Origin of the sequence: Enterobacter cloacae complex sp. FDA-CDC-AR_0164 (genome assembly GCF_003071645.1) — a bacterium.
GTDB classification, from domain to species: Bacteria; Pseudomonadota; Gammaproteobacteria; order Enterobacterales; family Enterobacteriaceae; genus Enterobacter; species Enterobacter ludwigii.
In genome coordinates this window covers 4,198,151-4,220,301 of record NZ_CP028950.1, presented here as the reverse complement: position 1 = coordinate 4,220,301, position 22,151 = coordinate 4,198,151, and the positions used below count along the sequence as shown (strand labels likewise).

Genomic DNA, 22,151 nt, shown 5'->3' with positions numbered 1-22,151 from the left:
ATGAGGTCGCTTTTTTTTTATTCTTCACTGTCACCCATTGGCAGCGGCCAGCCGCCCAGACGCTTCCAGCGGTTCACAATTTCGCAAAACAGCTCCGCCGTCCGCTCGGTGTCATAAAGCGCGGAATGCGCCTGCGTACCGTCAAACTCAATGCCTGCCGTAATACATGCCTTTGATAATACCGTTTGTCCCAACGCCAGACCGCTCAGTGCCGCGGTATCGAAGGTCACAAACGGGTGGAAAGGGTTACGCTTGAGCGACGCGCGCTCAGCGGCGGCCATGGTAAAGGTGTGATCGAACGTGGCGTTATGCGCCACCATAATGGCGCGGCTGCAGTTGCTCTCTTTCATACCTTTACGCACCATTTTAAAAATGGCGTGCAGCGCGTCATATTCACTTACCGCACCACGCAGCGGGTTATGCGGATCGATGCCGTTAAAGGCCAACGCCTCGGGCTGTAAGTTGGCCCCTTCAAACGGTTCAACGTGGAAATGCAGCGTGGTGTCCGGTGTAAGCCATCCCTGTTCATCCATCTTCAGCGTGATGGCGGCAATTTCAAGCAGCGCATCGGTTTTAGCGTTAAATCCAGCTGTTTCAACATCGATCACAACAGGATAAAAACCACGAAAACGGTCGCACAGACCGCTAAATTGAGCGTTATCGGACATCAGGGTCTCTTACATGGGGAAAAAAGCAGTGCGCATTATGGCAAATTTTGGATGGGGATGCAGTAAAAGTACGGGCGCATGTTGCGCCCTGCGGGATCAGTTGCCCAGACCGCGACCAGCGTCTTTGGCTTCAATCAGCTCGATTTTGTAGCCGTCCGGATCTTCAACAAACGCGATCACGGTGGTGCCGCCTTTGACCGGGCCAGCTTCACGCGTCACGTTACCGCCGTTGCTGCGAATACGTTCACAGGCTTCGGCTGCGTTGTCCACTTCGAGCGCGATATGACCATAAGCGGTGCCCAGCTCATAGCTGTCCACGCCCCAGTTGTAGGTTAGTTCGATGACCGCTTCGTCCGTTTCCGGGCCGTAACCCACAAACGCCAGCGAGTATTTATATTCCGGGTTTTCGCTGGTGCGCAGCAGTTTCATACCCAGTACGTTAGTGTAGAAATCGACAGAACGTTGCAGATCGCCAACGCGCAGCATGGTGTGAAGTAGGCGCATAATTTCCTCATTAACCAATGGAATAGAATATCTATTTGAACAGAAACGATGTTTTAGTATAGCGGCGAAAGGTCGCCGCTATCAATGAGCAATGAAGAGATTACAGGGGAGGGTAGTCGGTATAACCTTCAGCGCCGCCGCCGTAGAAGCTTTCCGGACGCTGAGGGTTCAGCGCGGCTTTCTGCTGCAGACGAGCGACCAGATCAGGGTTAGCGATAAAATCGCGACCAAATGCAACGGCGTCGATCAAATCTTTGCTAATCAGATCTTCAGCTTTCTCAGGGGTATATGCCCCTGCACCGATGATCACACCGTGGAAGCGTTCGCGTACTTTCTGACGGAAGGCTTCAGTGTAAGGCTGACCACCGGCCCAGTCTGGCTCGGACATATGCAGATACGCGATACCCCGTTTTGCCAGCTCTTCAATCAGATAAAGGGCATCCGCTTCTTCGTCCGGGCCGTTATCAACGTTCTGGAAAGAACCAATCGGGGACACGCGGATACCAATGCGATCCGGGCTCCACTCCTGACATACGGCATCCACCACTTCCAGTACCAGGCGCGCACGGTTTTCAACGCTGCCGCCGTACTGGTCGGTACGATGGTTAGAGGACGGTGACAGGAACTGGTGCAGCAGATAGCCATGCGCGGAGTGCAGTTCAACCAGGTCGAAACCGGCTTCACGCGCATTCGCCACGGCCTGGCGGAAATCGTTAACAATCCCCGGGATCTCGTCCAGTTCAAGAGCGCGCGGCATAGACGTATCAACGCGGATCGCATTGCCGTTTTCATCACGCAGCGAGGTGCGGGTGTTCGCGCTCAGGGCAGAGGCGGAAACCGGTGCCTGACCGCCAGGCTGGATGCTGCTGTGAGAGATACGACCGGTATGCCACAGCTGGACGGCAATACGACCCTCTTCAGCGTGAACGCCAGCCGTGATTTTTTTCCACGCGGCAATCTGTTCCGGGCTGTGCAGACCTGGTGCGCCAGCGTAACCCTTAGCCTGAGCAGAAATCTGGGTGGCCTCGGTGATGATCAGGCCAGAGCTTGCGCGCTGACGGTAATATTCACCCATCAACGGGGTAGGGATATCACCCGGCTCAATGCTGCGCAGACGGGTAAGCGGGGCCATGAACACACGGTTTGGCGCGGTAACGGCACCCACTTTCAAGGGGGTAAATAATTTTTCAGCGGACATAAAGGCTCCTGAGTAGACCAGTCGTCTAGTAATTACGTAAATAAAAACGCCTGCTATACGCGAGGCGTAGTAATGCTGCTTTTTACATGTGCCAGTGCGCTTTCAAGCGGCACCGCACTGCGAGAAATCTTGGCCTGCAGGTTCGCGCCTAACCAGAGGGCGTATAAAACCTGCGCCTGGGTTAAAGGTTCGCCGGGAAAAGTCAGCGTTTTTTCATCGCGGCCTTTCTCCAGCGCCTGTGCCATGAGGGCGATAACCCCGCGTGCCCCTTTATCCATTGCTGTGCGCATATCTTCTGAAAGATCGCACACTTCGGCAGAAAGTTTTACCGTCAGGCAACCGCTGATGATGCCCTGCTGACAGAACTGGTTCAGCGTTTCCTGATAGAAGTGCAGAACACGATCGCGATAATTACCTTCGCCCGTGGCAAAGTGCGCTGCCAGGCGCTGATGGTAGCTGGCATAGTGCCGCTCCAGCATTGCCACGCCAAACGCCTCTTTGGACCGGAAGTAGTGATAAAACGACCCCTTCGGTACCTCAGCGGTTTTTAATAACTCGCTCAACCCCATACCGGTGAACCCGCGATGCATGCAAAGTCGCTCGCCGGTCGCCAGTAAATGTTCTCGGGTATCGTGTTCTGTATTTCTGCTCATGGCCGCACTCTAATAGACCGTTCGGTCTATTGCAAGCGTGTTCAGTGGCGACATGCGTTCAGAATATCCAGCTGTTGTTGATAAACCTTTGATTTAATGTCCATCATACCCAATACGGTAGAGAACAAATTGTCCTGCGAAACCGCATTTTTTGCTGCATGGTCACGTAAACATTGCTCGTTGACGCCGAAATTTTTCGCATAGTTTGGTGATAACCAGAACATAAACGGAATGTGCGTTTGTTGCTCTGGTGCCAGCAGATACGGCGTGCCGTGCAGATAAATCCCGCTTTCGCCCAGCGACTCCCCGTGATCCGAAAGGTAAATCAGGGCGGTATTCATGCTCGCCTGACGCGCTTTCAGGGCATCGATGGTTTTACTGACCATGCTGTCGGTATACAGGATGGTGTTGTCATAGGTATTCATTAGCGCATGGTGATCGCAATCCTGAATTTCATTGGTATCGCAGGTTGGCGTAAATTTGCGGAAATTATCCGGATAACGGCGATAGTATGCCGGGCCGTGGCTGCCCATCAGGTGGATGACCAGTACGGAGTCCTGCTTCAGGCCATCCAGAACATTGTCCAGACGGGTGAAGTTCACATCGTCAATGCAGGAGTTGTCTTTGCAGAACTGATCGAGTTTCCACTGGGTCATGTCGGTATGGGGAACGCGATCGCAGGCGCCTTTACAACCGCCATCATTGTCACGCCACAGCATATTGATCCCCGCATGGGCGAGCACGTCCAGCAACCCTTCCTGGTGATGGGCCAGGTCGGCATCGTATTTACTGCGCGTCATACCGGAGAACATGCAGGGCACGGAAACGGCCGTTTCGGTGCCGCAGGAGGAGGCCTGCGGGAAGTTAATCACATCCTGCTTTTTCAGCTCGGGGTTTGTTTCACGCCCGTAGCCATTCAAGGAGTAGTTCGCGGCGCGTGACGCTTCGCCGATGACCAGCACCAGAACGGTTTTCTTTTGTTGGCCTGCAATCAGCGGCCCTTTATGGGCATCTTCACCGATCCGGACCAGCGTTTGATCGCCTGCAAACCAGCGCATTTTGCTGTATTTGACCATCGCGCTGACATAGTTAGCGGGGGTCACCATTTTGACGATGCTTTTGTTATTGCGAAACAGCGACGCGTAGTCTTTATAAAACAGGGCGGCGATGAGGATGATAACCAGCAGGGCGCCGAGCATTGCGGCAAAACGGGTCAGCAGGGCGTACCACCATTTCCCGGTGCGAATGCGGATCATGGCCAGCACCACGGACGGAACAAGACCGGCAACGACAATCCACAGGATCATCTGCGGCGTCACCAGGGCAGTGGCTTCCTGAGAGTTGGTTTCGAACACGTTAACAATCATGTTCTGATCGATAACCGCGCCGTAGGTATACATAAAGTAAGTCGCGGCGGCGCATCCGACGGTCAAGACAATCAGCAGCGGCTTACGGATAAACGGGATATTAAGCAGACTAAAAACAATGACCCAGCCGCAAAACAGCACCAGTGGAACGGACGCGGCAAAGAGGACGTCATGGATATGCGCGGGCGCGATAATTGCCCAGCTACGCTGAATAAACAGCGCGTTTAATACGGTAAAGAAAAGTGCACAGCCCAGAGTAAATTTTATATCGTTACATTGTAACTTTTTGATTAGCCACATCGATCAGAAAACCTGCAATTTTAATGATGGGGCGAGTATAGAGAACGAAGATTAGTGAAACCTTAATGCCACAAAACTGTGGTAAAGCCCTTGCACGCGGGACGTTTAGCGTCTTCACTGTAGGTGATAGTCGTTATCGGGAGGTGAGTGTGGCAGAGCAACTGGAGTTTTTCCCCATCCAGAGCCCGTGCCGGGGTATTTGTCAGGTGGATGAACGCGGATATTGCCGTGGCTGCATGCGCACGCGCGATGAGCGTTTTAACTGGCAACACTTCAGCGACACGCAGAAACAGGAGGTGCTCCGTCTCTGTCGACAGCGACTTCTGCGCAAAATACGCGCAAACAAAGCCGATGACACCGAAGAACCCCAGCAACCTTCACTGTTTTAACACGGTAATTGCGTATACTCATGACATCACGTCCTTGAGGAAAATGTTATGGTTCAGCGAATTACCCTTGCCCCCCAGGGGCCAGAATTCTCCCGCTTTGTGATGGGCTACTGGCGCCTTATGGACTGGAATATGTCCCCCCTCCAGCTGGCGAGCTTTATTGAAGAGCATCTCGACTTAGGGATCACCACGGTCGATCACGCTGATATTTACGGTGGCTATCAGTGTGAAGCCGCGTTCGGCGAGGCACTCAAACTGGTTCCTGCGTTACGCGAACGCATGGAGATCGTCACCAAATGCGGGATTGCCACGACGGCAAAACCGGAACATGCTCTCGGCCATTACATTACCGACAGCGCGCACATCATTAAGAGCGCCGAACAGTCGCTGGTTAACCTGGCGACCGATCATATCGATCTGTTGCTGATCCACCGCCCCGATCCGTTGATGGATGCCGATGAGGTGGCCGAAGCGTTTCTGAATCTGCATCAAAGCGGCAAAGTGCGTCATTTCGGCGTATCAAACTTTACCCCTGCACAGTTTGCGCTGCTGCAGTCTCGTCTGCCGTTTACCCTGGCCACCAACCAGGTTGAAATTTCTCCGGTTCATCAGCCGCTGTTGCTGGATGGCACGCTCGATCAGCTTCAGCAGTTGCGTATCCGTCCGATGGCGTGGTCGTGTCTGGGCGGCGGACGTCTGTTTAATGATGATGAATTCCAGCCGCTGCGGACTGAGCTTGAGACCATTGCCCGCGAACTGAATGCCGGGAGCATCGAACAGGTGGTGTACGCGTGGATCCTGCGTCTGCCGTCAAAACCACTGCCGATCATTGGCTCGGGCAAAATTGAACGCGTACGCGCCGCCATTGCCGCGGAAGAGTTGCAGATGACCCGTCAGCAGTGGTTCCGCATCCGCAAAGCGGCGCTGGGTTACGACGTCCCGTAACCGGTAAAACGTGACTTTCCGGTGAAATCTTTGCCCCTGGTATAAACTTAAGGGGCAAAAAACAACCCGTGGAGGTCATATGAAGCGTTTTACTCTGGCTCTCGTCACGCTGGTGGTCTGTGCAGGTGCGCAGGCGGCCAGTGATGAAGTGGAAATGAATCTCGTCACCTCTCAGGGTGTAGGTCAGTCCATCGGCACGGTGAAAGTCACTGAAACCGACAAGGGACTGGAATTCGCGCCCAATCTCAAAGCCCTTCCTCCTGGCGAACATGGTTTCCATGTCCATGCTAACGGTAGCTGTCAGCCCGCATTAAAAGAGGGTAAAGCCTCGGCTGCGGAGGCGGCAGGCGGCCACCTCGACCCACAACATACCGGTAAGCATGAAGGTCCTGACGGTATGGGACATCTGGGCGATTTGCCGGTGCTGGTGGTGAATAACGACGGCAAAGCCACGGATCCCGTCGTCGCGCCGCGGCTGAAAAAGCTGGATGAAGTGAAAGGCAAGGCGCTGATGATCCATGTCGGCGGCGACAATATGTCCGATCAGCCAAAACCGCTTGGCGGTGGCGGGGCTCGCTATGCCTGCGGGGTGATGTGATCCCCAATTGTACCCGGAGCCGGTGCCTGTTCCAGCTGCGACAGTGAGCAGTGCAGGCGCCAGATTATCGAGGCTAAATCTCGTGCTGCAGGCGAGTGGTGGTGCGCAAGGGTATCGCAAATTCGCTGAAGTTCAGCAAGCGTGGTTTCCAGTGGACGCTGCTGGACACCGCGTTCGCTCATGACATCGCGTAGCAGGGTGATGCAGACATCACGAACCTGCGACAGCGGGTCGGACCGTGTTTCCCATGCCCTAAGTTGCCAGACCACGTGAGAGCAGTTCAACAGCACCACGCCCCAGCGCAACAGCCAGCGGCGCGAAAGGGAGTCCTGGCTGTTATTGAGCTGGCTGACATAGTGATAGACCAGCGATTCATACTCACTTTCACGTAAATGCGGTTTTCGACTCAACTGGTCGACAAAACCTCTGCGTAACTCGCGGATATGCCGGCGACTCTTGCGCGCATCTGAACCCGGACGTAACACCGCAAATGCCAGCCACGCCAGCCCAACGCCAAGGATCTTCGCCAGATTGTCATTGAGAAAATCGGCGTAGTCATAAACCGGCGGGTTAGTGACGGAGATAAACGAGCCCATAAACACAATCAGCTGTCCCCACAGCCCCGCGAGTTTGGGCATTTGCAGCTTCAGCAGCTGCATGGTGGTTAACAGCGGGAACAGGAACAGAAGGAACTGCCACAGGTCGCTTATCTGCACCATCAACCCAAACTTCACGGCAAAACTAAACAGCGAAAGCAGCACCAGGGTGCGCAGCAGCAGCGTGAGGGAGTTGAACGGTGACGCAGCGACGGAGTATAGCACGCAGCTGATAGCAGCAAGCGTCAGGGCCGCAGGGCCTGACTCCCACTGGGTGGTGATACTCCACGCGCCAACCAGCGTGAGCGCGCAAAAGGTACGAAAACCGCTCCACAGTGCCTCCATCGAGTCTGTGTGTCGTGCCAGCGCCGGGCTACCGGGGACAGCGAACTCGGTGACCGGGGTGGCATTTTCCACGGCGTTAATCCAGCGGCTGCTGCGCAGATACAACCGGCAAAAATAGTTGAGACGCTGCCAGAAGGCGCGGTGACGGTAATCGTACTCATCTACTGGCGCGAGCGGGGCGATAATCTTCGCGACGGTGTAGATGTCGGCATCCGGGCGTGCAAGCGCCGCGAGCAGCGTTTCAATCACGGCGCGCGTATGTGCAGGGGGCGTGGGCCAGTTGAGCAGCATCCGGCGCAGGCTGGAGATTGAACTGGTCATACGCAGCTGCTGATGCAACAGATAGTTCAGCAGGGTGTTCTGACGACGAAAGCGATAGTGGCTCCAGAAGGCCTGAATGCGTAACAGATTCATGGTCAGGATCTGGCCGATCACCTTTTCGTGCGCAAGACGGATGTCGTCGTTGGTATCCGGTTGCCAGAGCAGGCTTGCGTGCTCCAGTAAACGGGTATGCATGGTCTTCAGGGCGGTAATAAGCGCGGTGCCATCGGAAGTGCTCGGCAGTATCATCATCATGAAACCGCCGCTCAGAATACCGACAATCACTTCGCAGACGCGCGCCTGTGCGATGTCCCACAGCTCGGTGGTATCGAGCACATTCACCACCGGAAAGGCGATAATGGCGGCGGTATAGCCGGCCAGCTGGAAGGCATAGGCAACGTTATTCGTAAAGTGCGCGCAGGCCCAGGTACAAAAGCCCAGCCATATCGCCATGCTCAACAAAAAAAGCCACGGATCGTTCAGCGTATGACCTGCAATGATTAACGCTGCGGTGGCACCCAACAGGCTGCCGGCAATACGTCCAAGACTTTTGCTGATCACCCCGCCGACGGTGGGGAAACTCACCACCGCGGCAGAGGTCATTGCCCAGTAGGGCTGATCAAGGTTGAGGTAATAGGCGACAGTCAGCGCCAGACACATCGCAATGCCATTACGCAGCGCATAGCGCCACTGCGGACGTGTCGCTTTCATCCACGGCGTATTTCGCCAGGAGAAGGCCTGCAGGTTCATCAACGGGTCCCGATGGCGACGGTGCAGGTTGTGCCGGAGACCAGCGTTATGCCCTGCGGTAAATGGTCAAACTCCACACGAACCGGTACGCGCTGGGCCAGACGCACCCACGGCACGTTCGGTTTAATGTCCGGTACCAGGCCTGAATCCATTTCAACACTCTGATCGTAGATGGCGCGGCCAATACTGGAGACGTGACCCTGTAACCTCTGCGAGCCGCTGTAAAGCGTAATGGTAGCGGGAGACCCTTCGCGAATATGGCGAAGCTTGGTCTCTTCAAAATAACCCACCACATAGAACGAGTGGCTGTCGACAAGGGCGAAAACGGGTTGCCCGGCGGTGGCATAATTCCCCACGCGGGCTGACAGGTTGGTGATCCATCCATCGACTGGCGCGGTAATAACGGTTTGTGTCAGCTCCCACTGCGCCTGTTTGAGCGTAGCCTCCGCGACGTTCACGCTCGCCTGCATGGCCTTAACGTTGATATTGGCAGTATCTAAATCTTCTGCGGAAATGTAGTTGCGCGACAAGTGCCGGCGGCGATTGGCTTCGTTATTGGCTTTTGCTAAATCAGACTGGGCCTTCGCCAGCTGTGCCTGGGCGTTAAGGATCGCAATATGATAGGGGGTGTCGTCGATACGGAATAACACGTCACCCTTTTTAACGTACTGGTTATCTTTCACAACAAGCGTCGTAATGCTGCCCGAAACCTGTGGGGTAATGCTGACCTGCTCAGCCCGCACTTTGCCGTCACGTGTCCAGGGTGACTGCATATAAAAATTCCAGAGCCACCACCCGGCAACCAGGGCAAGAGCAAGAACAATCAGCGTGGAAAAGTACTTCAGCGTTTTCAGGGGCATATTCACCACACAATCAAGACAGCTAGGCCCAGGCATACGGAAAGGGCAAACAGGGAGAGATCCATTAACATGGGGTGCCAAATCTCGCCGGAGTACATCCAGTCGCGAAGCAGGCGATGGGCTATGAGCCAAATCATAAAGCCGACCAGGACGGCCTTAAACAAGGGCGGAAAGTAGACTGACGCACCGAAAATCAGGTCCTGAAGGGGGAGTCCCACGGAGCTTTGAAAAAACGTCACGGGCAGAGATCCTTTGCAGTGAACAAAATGCCGCGAGGGCGAGTCTTAATCTGATGGAACATCACAATTCAGTGTAAGTCATCCTTTTAAGTTCGATGAATGCAGTATTGCATTTGTTTTGCCAATACAAATGCTGCACACTATTCTAAAATCAGTATAATAACTTAGCAAGCTAATTATAAGGAGATGAAATTGGAATCGCCATTAGGTTCTGATCTGGCAAGGTTGGTACGCGTCTGGCGTGCTCTGATTGACCATCGCCTGAAACCTCTGGAATTGACACAGACGCACTGGGTCACGCTGCATAACATTCATCAGCTGCCACCCGACCAGTCACAAATTCAACTGGCAAAAGCGATCGGCATTGAGCAACCATCACTGGTACGTACGCTTGACCAACTGGAAGAGAAAGGACTCATCTCCCGGCAAACCTGCGCCAGCGATCGTCGCGCTAAGCGGATTAAGCTCACTGAGAAAGCGGCCCCTATCATTACTGAAATGGAAGCCGTTATCACCAAAACGCGCGGCGAAATCCTTTCCGGGGTTTCACCCGCAGAGCTTGAACTGCTCATCAGCCTCATTGGACGCCTCGAGCAGAACATCCATGAGCTGCAGTCACGCGACTGACACCATCACAAGGCCTTGCAGCAGCAAGGCCTTTTTTACCTCGATACAACGACACGGTTACGCCCGGTCTCTTTCGCTTCATACATCGCCTTGTCAGCATTCTCCACGCACGCTTCAGCGGTCGTCGTCGGAGAGGTGGCGGTAAATACCCCCATGCTAATCGTGATGGATTCAGGTAACTGACCCCCGCTGCTGACCTTATCAAAACTGCTCAGCTTTAGCCGTATGCGTTCAGCCACCTGGTACGCTGCCTCCGACGAAGTATTGGTCAGCATCAGGACAAATTCTTCCCCACCAATACGTGCCGCAATGTCCTGCGGGCGGACGGAATCCATCAGCAGGTTGGCGACAAACTGCAATACTTTGTCTCCCTGCAGATGGCCGTAGCAGTCGTTGATGCGCTTAAAACGGTCGAGATCGCTGACGATAACCGACACAGGGTGATTGGCTTTGCTGATGCTGAGTGCCTGATTTAAGGCGTCGTAAAAATAACTGCGGTTGTAAAGGCGCGTCAGCGGGTCGCGGATCGAGTTCTGATAAGACTGCTGATACTTTATGTGTGAGTCGCGATACAGGTTAAAGACGTCGTACAGCAGGACAAAAATAATCATCAGCGTCGCCACGGTTTCGAATAAGCGAGCGTGATACCAGGACGTGTCCTCGGCATGTCCGCCGGCTAACAGTAATGAGAGCGTCAGGACATAACAGACACATAAGAAATTACCGCCAACCCAAAAAAGATTCCGCACCCGGGTAATCGTCATTAACGTTGCTAATGCCACAACCCAGAGAAGAATCAAAAAGATATTTATGACCTGGCTCCAGAGAACCATAAATTGCCGGGTTTCATTATCCACCAGATCCAGCGTTATCAGTGCCGAGTGGCTGGAGCAGAACCAGGCCAGGGCGACCATAGAAACCGTAAACAGCATTGTACCGATAACCACGGCAATATGCGCGGGGCGTGAAAGGGGATAATCCCGAATGGAATAGAGTAACGCTGAGACTATTATCAGCACCGCCATAAGAATATGACGGAACATAAAGAAGATCATGGCGTCGTTATAGTCGACAACATTGAACTGATAGAGATCCAGCCATGACGGGAAGCTGGACAGGGTACCGGCCATCAGCATCGTCGACCCGGCGAAGGCCGAGGCGAGGGCGATAAGGTACAACCGCCGTCTGTCGCACCAGTATTTCATGACCATGAAGCAGGCAATAAACAGGTGGAATACCAGCAAAAATATGGTAAGTGTCGGGAATAGCAGCGGTGAGAATGAAGGGACTAATTCGACCAGTTTTACAAAGAGACCTTGTAATATTCCAACGACGACGATGCATCCAAAACAGAATGTAATATAAGGGTTCTTAAAATATCGTTGTAGTGCAAGCATAGGGATTTGACGGAATAATAAAATTAAAAAATGTAAAGTAAGAAAGAGAGTAACAGGCGTGGAGAGTAAATACTTTGCGCAGGAACAAGATATACCGCGCTTAATGATTCATGGCGGGAATGTTTTTTGTAAATATATTGCTGATAATTATATTATATGTAAATAGATTTGTTTACTGGCTTCGCTAAACGGATTTGTTAAATGGATTTGTTAAATGGATGTGGTCTGATGACCACATCCAGTTTGAATTAGCGTGGAGAAACGGTGACCTGGCTTCCGTTGCTCGCCAGAACAACGCGCTGGCCGGCAGAGAAACGGGTATTACCTTGTTTCTGTACTACCATGATGGTGCTGCCGTCATCTTTACGGATTTCCAGTTCTACGCCCTGGCTTTTGTTCATTGCACCCTGAACGCCCTGGCCTGCAACACCACCTGCAACGGCACCTGCTGCCGTGGCCAGCGAACGACCCGTGCCACCGCCCACGGTATTACCAAGGAAGCCACCCAGCACAGCACCGCCGATGGCACCCATCACGTTGCTGTCATCGCCACCCTGAATTTGTACAGGGCGTGCGTTAACAACGGTACCGTAAGTGACGCTCTGAACCTGTTTGGCTTCAGAAGCGCTGTACACGTCGCCAGAAAGTGAACTGTCATTCACACAGCCTGCAAGGGTTAAACCGATCAGCGAAACGCCCAGTACACGTAAAATCATTTGAATCTCCTGTTCACCAAAAACACCCGATGGCGGGCATCCGTTATGGCTAAATTATATGGCATAAGGGGCCATAGTTCATATCTTTGCACTAACAATAAGAAAATTGTACTTGAATTTAACTTAACGAGACATAAACGGGCACCCGGCAGGTTACCTGTCTGAGATTGTTAAAAAATATTATCGCCGGATAGCAAAGCGGCGCTGTTTATGGTTGAGTGGAGAGCATTAGCCCACGCAACGTAAGGAAAGCGCATGAAATCGGGTCGCTACATTGGTGTGATGTCGGGTACCAGTCTGGATGGCGTAGACGTCGTTCTGGCCGCTATTGATGAAAACATGGTGGCACAGCAGGCGAGCCTGACCTGGCCTATCCCCCTGGCGCTGAAAGAGGACATTCTCAGTGTCTGTCAGGGGCAGCAACTGACGCTTTCTCAGCTTGGTCAGCTTGATGTGCGGCTGGGGGCGCTGTTTGCCGATGCGGTACTGGCCCTGATGCATAAAGAAAAGCTTCGCCCGCAGGATGTCGTCGCCATCGGCTGTCACGGACAAACGGTCTGGCATGAGCCGGTCGGCGACGCACCGCATACCCTGCAAATCGGCGACAATAACCAGATTGTGGCGAAGACGGGCGTAACCGTAGTCGGTGATTTTCGGCGTCGCGATATTGCGCTTGGCGGGCAGGGCGCGCCACTGGTGCCCGCTTTTCATCAGGCATTGTTGACCCATCCGACAGAGCGCCGGATGGTGCTGAACATTGGCGGTATTGCCAACCTGTCTCTGCTTATCCCGGATCAACCCGTACGCGGCTATGACACCGGCCCGGGTAACATGCTGATGGATGCCTGGATCTGGCGTCAGCGTGGTCAGGCGTATGATAAAGACGCGCAGTGGGCCAGCGAAGGCAAAGTGATCATCCCGCTGTTGCAGTCCATGCTAAGCGATCCGTACTTCGCTTTACCGGCGCCCAAAAGCACGGGGCGCGAATATTTCAACTATGGCTGGCTCGAACGTCAGCTGGCGCAGTTCCCGGCGCTTGCACCGCAGGATGTCCAGGCGACGCTCGCCGAGTTAACGGCGGTTTCGATATCGGAACAGGTTCTTCTCAGCGGTGGATGCGAACGCCTGCTGGTGTGCGGCGGTGGCAGCCGTAACCCGTTAGTGATGGCACGTCTTGCCGGGTTATTGCCGGGTACCGAGGTGACGACCACCGATGAAGCCGGCATCAGCGGCGATGATATGGAAGCGCTGGCCTTTGCCTGGCTTGCCTGGCGCACCATTGCCGGGCTTCCGGGCAATTTGCCGTCGGTGACTGGCGCACGTGAGGCCAGCGTCCTCGGGGCCATTTTCCCGGCGAATCCACGTCATAATCAGAGTTAACTGAAATTCAGCGCGGCGTGTGGTCGTTAGAATGGAATGAAACAGGAGGGCAGCCATGCCCTCCAGGACCAGGAAAGTCTTCGGAATACGCCCATGAAAAAACTTCTTCTTATTGCCGCGCCTTTATTGCTGTCAGGATGCAGCGTCTACAACCAGTTCCTTGATCGCATGCAGACCGATACCCTGGAGTATCGCTGTGATGAAAAACCGCTGACCGTTAAGCTGAACAATCCGCGTCAGGAAGCCAGTTTTGTCTACGACAACAAATTGCTCACCCTCAAGCAGGGCATTTCTGCCTCCGGCGCACGCTACACGGACGGAATTTATGTCTTCTGGTCGAAAGGCGACAGTGCCACCGTCTACAAACGCGACCGTATTGTGCTGAACAATTGCCAGCTCGAAAATCCGAAGCGTTGAGATTTTTACAGGGGCGGCGCACAATAGCGCCACCCAATGTCAATGTCAGCTAACGCCATGTCAGATAACGACGAACTGCAGCAAATTGCGCATCTGCGCCGTGAATACACCAAAGGCGGCCTGCGTCGCCAGGATCTTCCCGCCGAACCCCTCGTGCTTTTTGAACGCTGGCTGAAACAGGCCTGCGAAGCGAAACTCGCCGACCCAACGGCAATGGTTGTCGCAACGGTAGATGAAAACGGTCAACCGTATCAGCGTATCGTCCTGCTCAAACATTATGACGAGAAAGGCCTGGTGTTTTACACCAACCTGGGCAGTCGTAAGGCACACCATTTAGAAAACAATCCTCGTATCAGCCTGCTGTTCCCGTGGCATATGCTGGAGCGTCAGGTGATGGTCACCGGCAAAGCAGAGCGTCTCTCCACGCTGGAAGTGGTGAAGTATTTCCACAGCCGTCCGCGTGACAGCCAGATTGGCGCCTGGGTCTCAAAACAGTCCAGCCGTATTTCGGCGCGTGGGGTGCTTGAAAGCAAATTCCTCGAACTGAAGCAGAAATTCCAGCAGGGCGAAGTTCCGTTGCCCAGTTTCTGGGGGGGCTTCCGCATTCCGATCGAGCAGATGGAATTCTGGCAGGGCGGCGAACACCGTCTGCATGACCGCTTTTTATACCAGCGTGAAAATGGCGGCTGGAAAATCGACAGGCTGGCACCGTAATCGCCGAAATTTGTTGATTTAAGCGCTAGCGCAGGCCGCGCTTGCGCTTTATTCTATGTACCTTTCGCATCAGGCGAAAAGTCGTGTACCGGCAAAGGTGCAGTCGTTTATACATGGAGAATTTGATGGCAAGCAGTAACTTGATTAAACAATTGCAAGAGCGGGGCCTTGTGGCTCAGGTGACGGACGAGGAAGCGTTAGCAGAGCGACTGGCGCAAGGCCCGATCGCGCTCTATTGCGGCTTCGATCCTACCGCTGACAGCTTGCATTTGGGGCATCTTGTTCCATTGTTATGCCTGAAACGCTTCCAGATGGCGGGCCACAAGCCGGTCGCACTGGTTGGCGGCGCGACCGGTCTGATTGGCGACCCAAGCTTTAAAGCTGCCGAGCGTAAACTGAACACCGAAGACACTGTGCAGGAGTGGGTGGATAAGATCCGCAAACAGGTTGCGCCTTTCCTCGACTTTAACTGCGGTGACAACTCTGCGATTGCGGCCAACAACTATGACTGGTTTGGCGGCATGAACGTGCTGACCTTCCTGCGCGACATTGGCAAACACTTCTCCGTTAACCAGATGATTAACAAAGAAGCGGTGAAGCAGCGTCTGAACCGTGACGACCAGGGCATCTCCTTTACCGAGTTCTCCTACAACCTGCTGCAGGGTTATGACTTTGCCTGCCTGAATAAACTGCACGGCGTCTGCCTGCAGATTGGCGGCTCTGACCAGTGGGGCAACATCACGTCGGGTATCGATCTGACGCGTCGTCTGCACCAGAACCAGGTCTTCGGTCTGACCGTTCCACTGATCACCAAAGCCGACGGCACCAAATTTGGCAAAACCGAAGGCGGCGCGGTATGGCTTGATCCGAAGAAAACCAGCCCGTACAAATTCTACCAGTTCTGGATTAACACGGCGGATGCCGATGTTTATCGCTTCCTGAAGTTCTTCACCTTTATGGACATTGAGGCGATCAATGCTCTGGAAGAAGAAGACAAAACCAGCGGTAAAGCGCCACGCGCTCAGTACGTACTGGCTGATGAAGTGACCAAACTGGTTCACGGTGAAGAAGGTCTGGCCGCGGCAAAACGTATTACTGCAAGCCTGTTCAACGGGACGCTGAGCGATCTGAGCGAAGCGGACTTCGAACAGCTGGCGCAGGATGGCGTGCCGATGGTTGAGATGGAAAAAGGTGCCGACCTGATGCAGGCGCTGGTGGACTCCGAGCTGCAGCCATCCCGCGGTCAGGCGCGTAAAACCATCGCCTCGAACGCTATCACCATTAACGGTGAAAAACAGGCCGACCCGGAATACACCTTCGCTGACAGCGATCGTCTGTATGGCCGCTACACGCTTCTGCGTCGCGGTAAGAAAAACTACTGTCTGGTCTGCTGGAAATAATTAAAAGTATCCAGGGGCGTGGGAAACCACGCCCCTTTTGTTTTTTCAGGGTTTGGTAAGTAAAAATGAAGAACATCCTCGCCATTCAGTCCCACGTTGTCTTTGGGCATGCTGGCAACAGCGCCGCGGAATTTCCGATGCGCCGCCTCGGTGCCAACGTCTGGCCCCTCAATACCGTGCAGTTCTCAAACCATACACAATACGGTCAATGGACCGGCTGCGTGATGCCGCCCTCGCACCTCACCGACATTGTGCAGGGCATTGCCAATATCGATCAGCTAAAACGCTGTGATGCGATACTGAGCGGATATCTCGGTTCGGCAGAGCAGGGAGAGCATATCCTGGGCATTGTCCGCCAGGTGAAAGCGGCAAACCCGGCGGCGAAATACTTTTGTGATCCTGTTATGGGGCATCCGGAGAAAGGCTGTATCGTGGCCCCCGGCGTGGCTGAATTCCATGTGCGTCACGCGCTGCCGGCCAGCGATATTATTGCGCCGAACCTCATTGAGCTGGAAATTCTCTGCGAGCATCCGGTGAATAGCGTAGAAGAGGCGGTAAGCGCCTCTCGCGAGCTAATAGCCCAGGGGCCGGAGATTGTCCTGGTGAAACATCTCGCGCGCGCAGGGCTGAGCAGGGACCGTTTTGAGATGCTGCTGGTGACGAAAGACGAAGCCTGGCATATCAGCCGTCCGCTGGTGGACTTCGGCATGCGTCAGCCGGTGGGTGTCGGTGATGTGACAAGCGGTTTGCTGCTGGTGAAATTACTTCAGGGAGCCACGCTGCGGGATGCGCTTGAGCATGTGACTGCTGCGGTGTACGAAATCATGAAGGCGACAAAAGAGATGCAGGAGTATGAACTGCAGGTGGTCGCGGCACAGGATCGTATCGCGAAACCGGAGCATTACTTCAGCGCGACCCGGTTATAACGGTTCACGTTCCTGTCAGCCGGGTAGCGACAGCGCCACCCGGCAATACAGTGCGCCGGTCAGTTCAACCCTTCTGCTTTAAGCGCTGCAGCCACCGCAGGACGCGCGGCTACGCGATCCATGTACGATGCAATGTGGTCCAGCCCGTCCATGTTGAGCTTAATGGCCCGCGCCCAGCGCAGCACGGTGAACAGATAGGCATCAGCAATCGTAAAACGCGCGCCTCCAATCCACTGATCGTCTTTCAGCGATGCGTTAACGTACTGCAGTTTTTTCTCCAGCTGAGCACGTACGGTCGGTTTGTACTCTTCCGGCGTCTCCGGACGGAACAGCGGCGTAAAGCCTTTGTGCAGCTCGGTCGCAATGTAGTTCATCCACTCCAGCGTTTTGTAGCGAGAAACCGTGCTTACCGGTGCCAGCAATTGCCTGTCGGGCACGCTATCGGCGAGGAACTGCATAATCGCCACGCCTTCGGTCAGCAGGGTACCGTCATCCAGCAGCAGAGCCGGAACTTGTCCCTTCGGGTTAATAGCAAAAAAATCATCGCCGTTTTCCAGGCGTTTTTTCATCAGGTCAACGCCATCCAGCGTGAAATCTTTGCCGCTCTCGCGCAGGGTAATGTGGGAAGCAAGAGAGCACGCGCCCGGTTTGTAGAACAGTTTCATCGGTAACTCCTTTTTGCTGAGGTTTCAGCTATGTTAGTGCGCGAACGGGTAAAAAAAAAGCCGCTAATACATTAGCGGCTTCTGTTCAGTCGTTTCTCAGTGACATTATGCGGTAGCGGTTTCGGTCGCTTTCGCCGTCTTGTCGTCGTCCTGAGTCATGCGATTCAGCTTCGGCGCAGTCAGCATCATCAGAACCGCGATAACCGCAGTAGCAATACCAATCTGCATGAACACGGTACCGTAGACGTTCAGAGAGACCAGTGGGTCAGTCACGTTATCCGGCACGGCCATCAGGTTTGCAATTTTACCTGCGATGATAGCGGCACCCGCAGTGGTCAGGAACCAGCTACCCATGATGAAGCCCATCAGACGCTGAGGAACCAGTTGTGCAACCATCGCCAGGCCCAGACCGGAGATCATCAGTTCACCGATAGACTGCAGCGCATAGCTCAGGATCAGCCAGTTAACGGAGACGATACCGGCGTCAGTCGCAAATTTCGTACCCAGCGGCAGTACCAGGAATGCGCCAGAACACAGCAGCATACCGATAGCAAATTTGTGCGGCATCGGCAGACGGTCGCCCATCTTGTTATAGATAGCAGCCAGAATCGGGCTACCAATCATGATCCAGAACGGGTTCAGGGCCTGATACTGTTCCGGCTCGAACGCGATACCCAGGATTGAGTGTTCAACGTTACGGATAGCGAAGAAGTTCAGAGACGTTGGCATCTGGCTGTACAGAACGAAGAAGATAATCGCTTCCAGCATCAGGATGAAGGCCACAATCATCTTACGACGAGCGGCACCCTGCATGGCGAAGGCTTCTTTCGCGAAGATGATCACAATACCCAGCGCAACCACACCCAGAACGGCACGCGCGATGCCCTGGTTATGCAGCAGCCAGGTTGCGATTGCCGCGAGGATCACCACGCCGACAATGGTCGCCAGCAGTTTGCCAATGTGAACCGGTTCGAAGTCAGGTTTAGAGCCGTAGTCTTTAACCCAGCGTTTGCAGAAGGCAAAGTTAACCACGGTGATCAGCATACCGACAACGGACAGGGAGAACGCAACGCTCCAGCCGAATTTAGCGGCCAGCCACGGGGTTGCCAGCATGGAGAAGAAGGAACCGATGTTCACGGACATGTAGTACATGGTGAATGCACCGTCCAGACGCGGGTCATCTTTGTTGTAACAGGTAGAGAGCAGGGAAGACGGGTTCGCTTTGAACAGACCGTTACCGACGGCGATAGTCGCCATACCCATATACACCACAGCGGCATCGTGACCAGACCATGCAACCAGCGCATAGCCAACGGCCAGGACAATCGCACCCAGCATAATGACACGTTTAGTCCCGAGGACTTTATCACCGAGCCAGCCGCCGATAGCGACCAGACCGTACACGAGGGCACTGAAAGAGGAGAACAGCGTAATGGAATCTGCTTCGGACATACCCAGCTGTTTTACCAGGTAAACCGCCATGATCCCTTGCAGGCCGTAATAACCAAAACGCTCCCATAACTCGATAGAGAAGATGAGATAGAACGCTTTAGGTTGTTTAAAAGCGTTAAGACTTACGCTTTCATCTGTTGGTTTATTGTTTGCAGTCGACACATATACCTCTTTTTTTACATCCCATATTAACGGGGGTGTTCATCGCGTGATGGCCGTAGTCCATCCGCCTTATAGTTATATTGGGAGGAGAAACGGCGGGTAATGTTCACTATCCTGCACCGTCTGGCAATACGTTTGTAATAATCTGTTACATATAACTGGGCCGCTATAATCGGCGGTTCATACAAATGTTATTCAGCGTTAAATTTCATACGATCTCTAAAGGGAGTTTTTTTGACTGGCATTCACCCGTATTTTGCCCTCAATGGCGATATGTTCTGCTATTTGAGGTTTATTGCAGTGATATAGCCCATATTCTGAAAAATAGCTGGTCTTATGTGTTGCTCATGATGAGTTTGATCTTGTCTGGCAAAGGGTTTACGCCGCTTTTAACAACAAAAATTCAACACGAAGTTATCAGGGTGATCTTGATCACATATGTATAGAAATTTTCGGCTATGAAAAAAGTATTAACCTGTTTGAGCGTTAAAGGCTCGAACAAGTGATAAGGGAAGCGGTAATGAAGGCGGATAAATTATGGTCAAAAGAAGGTCTTCTGGTAGACCCTCTTTTGGTAAGGAATTGCCGTTGCGACATAAAACGAAAAGTGGAAGATATCAGGGATACACTTTCTCTTTGTACTCGCAAAGATCTTCGATAATACAGGAGCCACAGCGAGGCTTACGGGCAATACAGGTATAACGGCCATGGAGAATGAGCCAGTGATGGCAATCCACCTTAAATTCGGCGGGAACCACTTTTAGCAGTTTCTCTTCTACCTGCTCGACATTCTTGCCCGGTGCGAAGTTCGTGCGGTTAGAGACGCGGAAAATATGGGTATCAACGGCGATAGTCGGCCAGCCAAACGCGGTGTTAAGTACCACATTCGCAGTCTTACGTCCCACGCCGGGTAATGCTTCCAGCGCGGCGCGATCTTCCGGCACTTCACCCCCGTGCTGTTCCAGCAGGATCCGGCAGGTTTTGATCACGTTCTCAGCCTTGCTGTTAAACAGACCGATAGTTTTGATATAGGACTTCACCCCGTCCACGCCCAGTTCCAGCATCGCCTTTGGCGTGTTGGCGACCGGATAAAGCAGGGCGGTCGCCTTATTAACGCTCACGTCGGTAGCTTGCGCAGAGAGCAGCACGGCGATCAACAGCTCGAACGGGGAGTTAAAATTCAGCTCCGTCGTCGGGTGTGGGTTCTCATCCCGCAGACGGGTCAGGATCGCAATGCGCTTTTCTTTATTCATGAGGCCTTCTCGGGTATCCCTTCCTGTACGCTGCGCTCAGCCGCGCGGCGCTTACGTTTTTCATCTATCAGGTATTTTATCGCCAGCATCATGCCGAGGCCAATAAACGCGCCTGGCGGCAGCATGGCCAGCAGGAACGGCGTATCGGTGTGGAAGACTTCGATGCGCAGCGCTTTAGCCCAGCCGCCGAGCAGTGCATCTGCGCCATCAAACAGCGTTCCGTTACCCAGGATCTCACGCATTGAGCCGAGCACGAACATGGCACCGGTTGCCCCCATACCAATAGAGAAACCATCCAGAGCCGACATCGCCGGGCTGTTTTTCACGGCAAAAGCTTCCGCGCGGCCCACCACAATACAGTTGGTTACGATGAGGGGAATAAAGATCCCGAGCGACTGATACAGACCGAACGCATAAGCGTTAATCAGCATCTGGACGATACTCACCACCGACGCGATGATCATGACGTAAATCGGTATACGGATTTCCAATGGCGTCCAGCGGCGCAGGGCAGAGATGGACAGGTTGGTCAGGGTGAGAACCAGCGTGGTTGCCAGCCCCAGACCCAGCGCATTGGTGGCGGTGGATGTCACTGCCAGCAGCGGACACATCCCCAACAGCTGTACCAGCGCGGAGTTGTTCTTCCACAATCCCTGGACGATAACCTCTTTAACCTGGCTCATGATTACTCCTCACAGGCCGGAAGATTGTTCATCTGCGCGGGCAGCGTTTCCGCATACAGCCCGGCTCGTTTTACGGCATTGACCACGGCCCGTGGGGTAATGGTTGCCCCCGTGAACTGGTCAAACTCGCCGCCATCCTTTTTCACAGCAAACGCAGGATCCGCTTCGCCGTGGATCACTTTTCCGGCAAAATGCAAAATCCAGTCGCTCAGACGGGTTTCAATTTTATCCCCCAGGCCTGGCGTCTCATGATGTTCCGTCACGCGCGTACCCAACACGGTACCGGAGAAATCGCTGCCGACCAGCAGTTGAATCGCCCCGGAGTAGCCATCGGGCGCCGTCGCTTCCATTACCGCGCCTACCGCGTTATCCCCCTTACGGGCAATAAAGACGCGGTGCGGGCCTTTGCCTAACTGAGGTGCCTGGACCACGAAGCAACTTTTCTGCAGGTCATTATCGTAGAAATCAGGGGGGATCACCTGATCGAACAGGGCTTTTTGCTGCTTCACCGCCTGTTCGTCGATGGTCGATTTGGTCAGGTTGTTCACCAGGGCCGTCAGTCCGGTGAGGACCGCGGCGAAAATGGCCAGCGTGACACCGTGTTTTTGCATTGTTTTCAGCATCGC

Annotated in this window: 24 protein-coding genes; 9 read left to right on the top strand and 15 right to left on the bottom strand. The window is 53.8% G+C overall.

What is annotated here, in order from left to right; all coding sequences use genetic code 11:
• Positions 1–17: 17 nt before the first annotated feature.
• The 5 genes from rnt to eptA all read right to left on the bottom strand — a co-directional run bounded on the left by rnt (position 18) and on the right by eptA (position 4,690).
• Positions 18–668, bottom strand: coding sequence for a ribonuclease T (gene rnt / locus AM410_RS20780; protein ID WP_014169774.1), 651 nt, complete (start codon positions 666–668; stop codon positions 18–20).
• Positions 669–764: 96 nt separating this feature from the next.
• Positions 765–1,172, bottom strand: coding sequence for a lactoylglutathione lyase (gloA, locus tag AM410_RS20775; RefSeq protein ID WP_020884340.1), 408 nt, complete (start codon positions 1,170–1,172; stop codon positions 765–767).
• A gap of 100 nt (positions 1,173–1,272) precedes the next feature.
• Positions 1,273–2,370 carry an alkene reductase gene (locus tag AM410_RS20770; protein WP_073396642.1) on the bottom strand — a complete coding sequence of 366 codons (1,098 nt, stop codon included), beginning with the start codon at positions 2,368–2,370 and terminating at the stop codon, positions 1,273–1,275.
• A 53-nt stretch (positions 2,371–2,423) separates the two neighbouring features.
• The gene (locus AM410_RS20765) at positions 2,424–3,023 is read right to left on the bottom strand and encodes a TetR/AcrR family transcriptional regulator (RefSeq protein WP_014169778.1); all 600 of its coding nucleotides are present in this window, start codon (positions 3,021–3,023) and stop codon (positions 2,424–2,426) included.
• 41 nt (positions 3,024–3,064) lie between these two features.
• Positions 3,065–4,690, bottom strand: coding sequence for a phosphoethanolamine transferase EptA (gene eptA / locus AM410_RS20760; RefSeq protein ID WP_073396643.1), 1,626 nt, complete (start codon positions 4,688–4,690; stop codon positions 3,065–3,067).
• A 149-nt stretch (positions 4,691–4,839) separates the two neighbouring features.
• Between eptA and AM410_RS20755 the strand changes: the two genes are divergently transcribed.
• From AM410_RS20755 to sodC, 3 genes are all read left to right on the top strand, one after another.
• Complete coding sequence (locus AM410_RS20755) at positions 4,840–5,079, top strand: DUF1289 domain-containing protein (RefSeq protein ID WP_073396645.1); 240 nt, start codon at positions 4,840–4,842, stop codon at positions 5,077–5,079.
• Positions 5,080–5,127: 48 nt separating this feature from the next.
• Complete coding sequence (locus AM410_RS20750; protein WP_014169781.1) at positions 5,128–6,024, top strand: aldo/keto reductase; 897 nt, start codon at positions 5,128–5,130, stop codon at positions 6,022–6,024.
• A 79-nt stretch (positions 6,025–6,103) separates the two neighbouring features.
• A complete protein-coding gene (gene sodC / locus AM410_RS20745; RefSeq protein WP_047366453.1) occupies positions 6,104–6,622 on the top strand; it encodes a superoxide dismutase [Cu-Zn] SodC in 519 nt (172 codons plus the stop codon).
• Here the strand turns inward: sodC and AM410_RS20740 are convergent.
• The 3 genes from AM410_RS20740 to AM410_RS20730 are packed head-to-tail and all read right to left on the bottom strand — an operon-like array spanning position 6,601 to position 9,733.
• A complete protein-coding gene (locus tag AM410_RS20740) occupies positions 6,601–8,634 on the bottom strand; it encodes an FUSC family protein (RefSeq protein ID WP_047366454.1) in 2,034 nt (677 codons plus the stop codon). The two genes, sodC and AM410_RS20740, sit on opposite strands and share 22 nt — an antisense overlap.
• A complete protein-coding gene (locus tag AM410_RS20735) occupies positions 8,634–9,494 on the bottom strand; it encodes an efflux RND transporter periplasmic adaptor subunit (RefSeq protein ID WP_040017309.1) in 861 nt (286 codons plus the stop codon). The genes AM410_RS20740 and AM410_RS20735 overlap by 1 nt, the downstream gene beginning before the upstream one ends.
• A gap of 2 nt (positions 9,495–9,496) precedes the next feature.
• On the bottom strand, positions 9,497–9,733 hold the full coding sequence (locus tag AM410_RS20730) for a DUF1656 domain-containing protein (protein ID WP_020884333.1): 237 nt from the start codon (positions 9,731–9,733) through the stop codon (positions 9,497–9,499).
• A 186-nt stretch (positions 9,734–9,919) separates the two neighbouring features.
• Here AM410_RS20730 and slyA point away from each other — a divergent pair, with 186 nt between their 5' ends.
• Positions 9,920–10,360 carry a transcriptional regulator SlyA gene (gene slyA, locus AM410_RS20725; RefSeq protein ID WP_014169785.1) on the top strand — a complete coding sequence of 147 codons (441 nt, stop codon included), beginning with the start codon at positions 9,920–9,922 and terminating at the stop codon, positions 10,358–10,360.
• 35 nt (positions 10,361–10,395) lie between these two features.
• On the opposite strand, the gene AM410_RS20720 is transcribed toward slyA, so the two are convergent.
• Positions 10,396–11,757: a sensor domain-containing diguanylate cyclase gene (locus AM410_RS20720; RefSeq protein WP_047744553.1), complete on the bottom strand. Its 1,362-nt coding sequence runs from the start codon at positions 11,755–11,757 to the stop codon at positions 10,396–10,398.
• Between the two features lie 248 nt (positions 11,758–12,005).
• Entirely contained in the window at positions 12,006–12,473 is a 468-nt protein-coding gene (slyB, locus tag AM410_RS20715; protein WP_014169789.1) for an outer membrane lipoprotein SlyB, read from the bottom strand.
• 255 nt (positions 12,474–12,728) lie between these two features.
• Between slyB and anmK the strand changes: the two genes are divergently transcribed.
• The 5 genes from anmK to pdxY all read left to right on the top strand — a co-directional run bounded on the left by anmK (position 12,729) and on the right by pdxY (position 17,310).
• Complete coding sequence (anmK, locus tag AM410_RS20710) at positions 12,729–13,853, top strand: anhydro-N-acetylmuramic acid kinase (RefSeq protein WP_020884330.1); 1,125 nt, start codon at positions 12,729–12,731, stop codon at positions 13,851–13,853.
• Between the two features lie 93 nt (positions 13,854–13,946).
• Positions 13,947–14,270 carry a C-type lysozyme inhibitor gene (gene mliC, locus AM410_RS20705; RefSeq protein WP_020884329.1) on the top strand — a complete coding sequence of 108 codons (324 nt, stop codon included), beginning with the start codon at positions 13,947–13,949 and terminating at the stop codon, positions 14,268–14,270.
• Between the two features lie 57 nt (positions 14,271–14,327).
• Positions 14,328–14,984: a pyridoxamine 5'-phosphate oxidase gene (gene pdxH, locus AM410_RS20700; RefSeq protein WP_025204349.1), complete on the top strand. Its 657-nt coding sequence runs from the start codon at positions 14,328–14,330 to the stop codon at positions 14,982–14,984.
• 125 nt (positions 14,985–15,109) lie between these two features.
• Positions 15,110–16,384: a tyrosine--tRNA ligase gene (gene tyrS / locus AM410_RS20695; RefSeq protein ID WP_025204348.1), complete on the top strand. Its 1,275-nt coding sequence runs from the start codon at positions 15,110–15,112 to the stop codon at positions 16,382–16,384.
• Between the two features lie 65 nt (positions 16,385–16,449).
• Positions 16,450–17,310: a pyridoxal kinase PdxY gene (gene pdxY / locus AM410_RS20690; protein ID WP_014169794.1), complete on the top strand. Its 861-nt coding sequence runs from the start codon at positions 16,450–16,452 to the stop codon at positions 17,308–17,310.
• 59 nt (positions 17,311–17,369) lie between these two features.
• Here pdxY and gstA read toward each other — a convergent pair whose 3' ends face one another.
• From gstA to rsxG, 5 genes are all read right to left on the bottom strand, one after another.
• A complete protein-coding gene (gene gstA, locus AM410_RS20685; protein WP_014169795.1) occupies positions 17,370–17,975 on the bottom strand; it encodes a glutathione transferase GstA in 606 nt (201 codons plus the stop codon).
• A 105-nt stretch (positions 17,976–18,080) separates the two neighbouring features.
• Entirely contained in the window at positions 18,081–19,589 is a 1,509-nt protein-coding gene (dtpA, locus tag AM410_RS20680) for a dipeptide/tripeptide permease DtpA (protein ID WP_014169796.1), read from the bottom strand.
• A 617-nt stretch (positions 19,590–20,206) separates the two neighbouring features.
• Entirely contained in the window at positions 20,207–20,842 is a 636-nt protein-coding gene (gene nth / locus AM410_RS20675; protein WP_014169797.1) for an endonuclease III, read from the bottom strand.
• Positions 20,839–21,525: an electron transport complex subunit E gene (locus AM410_RS20670; protein WP_108648393.1), complete on the bottom strand. Its 687-nt coding sequence runs from the start codon at positions 21,523–21,525 to the stop codon at positions 20,839–20,841. The genes nth and AM410_RS20670 overlap by 4 nt, the downstream gene beginning before the upstream one ends.
• A gap of 2 nt (positions 21,526–21,527) precedes the next feature.
• Positions 21,528–22,148: an electron transport complex subunit RsxG gene (gene rsxG, locus AM410_RS20665; RefSeq protein ID WP_020884325.1), complete on the bottom strand. Its 621-nt coding sequence runs from the start codon at positions 22,146–22,148 to the stop codon at positions 21,528–21,530.
• Positions 22,149–22,151 lie beyond the last annotated feature (3 nt).

Bases quoted from the DNA above. Each gene is read 5' to 3' on its own strand.
- slyB (WP_014169789.1), bottom strand. From the start codon at position 12,473: ATGATTTTACGTGTACTGGGCGTTTCGCTGATCGGTTTAACCCTTGCA.
- gloA (WP_020884340.1), bottom strand. From the start codon at position 1,172: ATGCGCCTACTTCACACCATGCTGCGCGTTGGCGATCTGCAACGTTCT.
- AM410_RS20750 (WP_014169781.1), top strand. From the start codon at position 5,128: ATGGTTCAGCGAATTACCCTTGCCCCCCAGGGGCCAGAATTCTCCCGC.
- AM410_RS20735 (WP_040017309.1), bottom strand. From the start codon at position 9,494: ATGCCCCTGAAAACGCTGAAGTACTTTTCCACGCTGATTGTTCTTGCT.
- slyA (WP_014169785.1), top strand. From the start codon at position 9,920: ATGAAATTGGAATCGCCATTAGGTTCTGATCTGGCAAGGTTGGTACGC.
- pdxY (WP_014169794.1), top strand. From the start codon at position 16,450: ATGAAGAACATCCTCGCCATTCAGTCCCACGTTGTCTTTGGGCATGCT.
- AM410_RS20720 (WP_047744553.1), bottom strand. From the start codon at position 11,757: ATGCTTGCACTACAACGATATTTTAAGAACCCTTATATTACATTCTGT.
- eptA (WP_073396643.1), bottom strand. From the start codon at position 4,690: ATGTGGCTAATCAAAAAGTTACAATGTAACGATATAAAATTTACTCTG.
- AM410_RS20670 (WP_108648393.1), bottom strand. From the start codon at position 21,525: ATGAGCCAGGTTAAAGAGGTTATCGTCCAGGGATTGTGGAAGAACAAC.
- pdxH (WP_025204349.1), top strand. From the start codon at position 14,328: ATGTCAGATAACGACGAACTGCAGCAAATTGCGCATCTGCGCCGTGAA.
- mliC (WP_020884329.1), top strand. From the start codon at position 13,947: ATGAAAAAACTTCTTCTTATTGCCGCGCCTTTATTGCTGTCAGGATGC.
- AM410_RS20770 (WP_073396642.1), bottom strand. From the start codon at position 2,370: ATGTCCGCTGAAAAATTATTTACCCCCTTGAAAGTGGGTGCCGTTACC.
- rsxG (WP_020884325.1), bottom strand. From the start codon at position 22,148: ATGCTGAAAACAATGCAAAAACACGGTGTCACGCTGGCCATTTTCGCC.
- gstA (WP_014169795.1), bottom strand. From the start codon at position 17,975: ATGAAACTGTTCTACAAACCGGGCGCGTGCTCTCTTGCTTCCCACATT.
- nth (WP_014169797.1), bottom strand. From the start codon at position 20,842: ATGAATAAAGAAAAGCGCATTGCGATCCTGACCCGTCTGCGGGATGAG.
- tyrS (WP_025204348.1), top strand. From the start codon at position 15,110: ATGGCAAGCAGTAACTTGATTAAACAATTGCAAGAGCGGGGCCTTGTG.
- sodC (WP_047366453.1), top strand. From the start codon at position 6,104: ATGAAGCGTTTTACTCTGGCTCTCGTCACGCTGGTGGTCTGTGCAGGT.
- AM410_RS20765 (WP_014169778.1), bottom strand. From the start codon at position 3,023: ATGAGCAGAAATACAGAACACGATACCCGAGAACATTTACTGGCGACC.
- rnt (WP_014169774.1), bottom strand. From the start codon at position 668: ATGTCCGATAACGCTCAATTTAGCGGTCTGTGCGACCGTTTTCGTGGT.
- AM410_RS20740 (WP_047366454.1), bottom strand. From the start codon at position 8,634: ATGAACCTGCAGGCCTTCTCCTGGCGAAATACGCCGTGGATGAAAGCG.
- anmK (WP_020884330.1), top strand. From the start codon at position 12,729: ATGAAATCGGGTCGCTACATTGGTGTGATGTCGGGTACCAGTCTGGAT.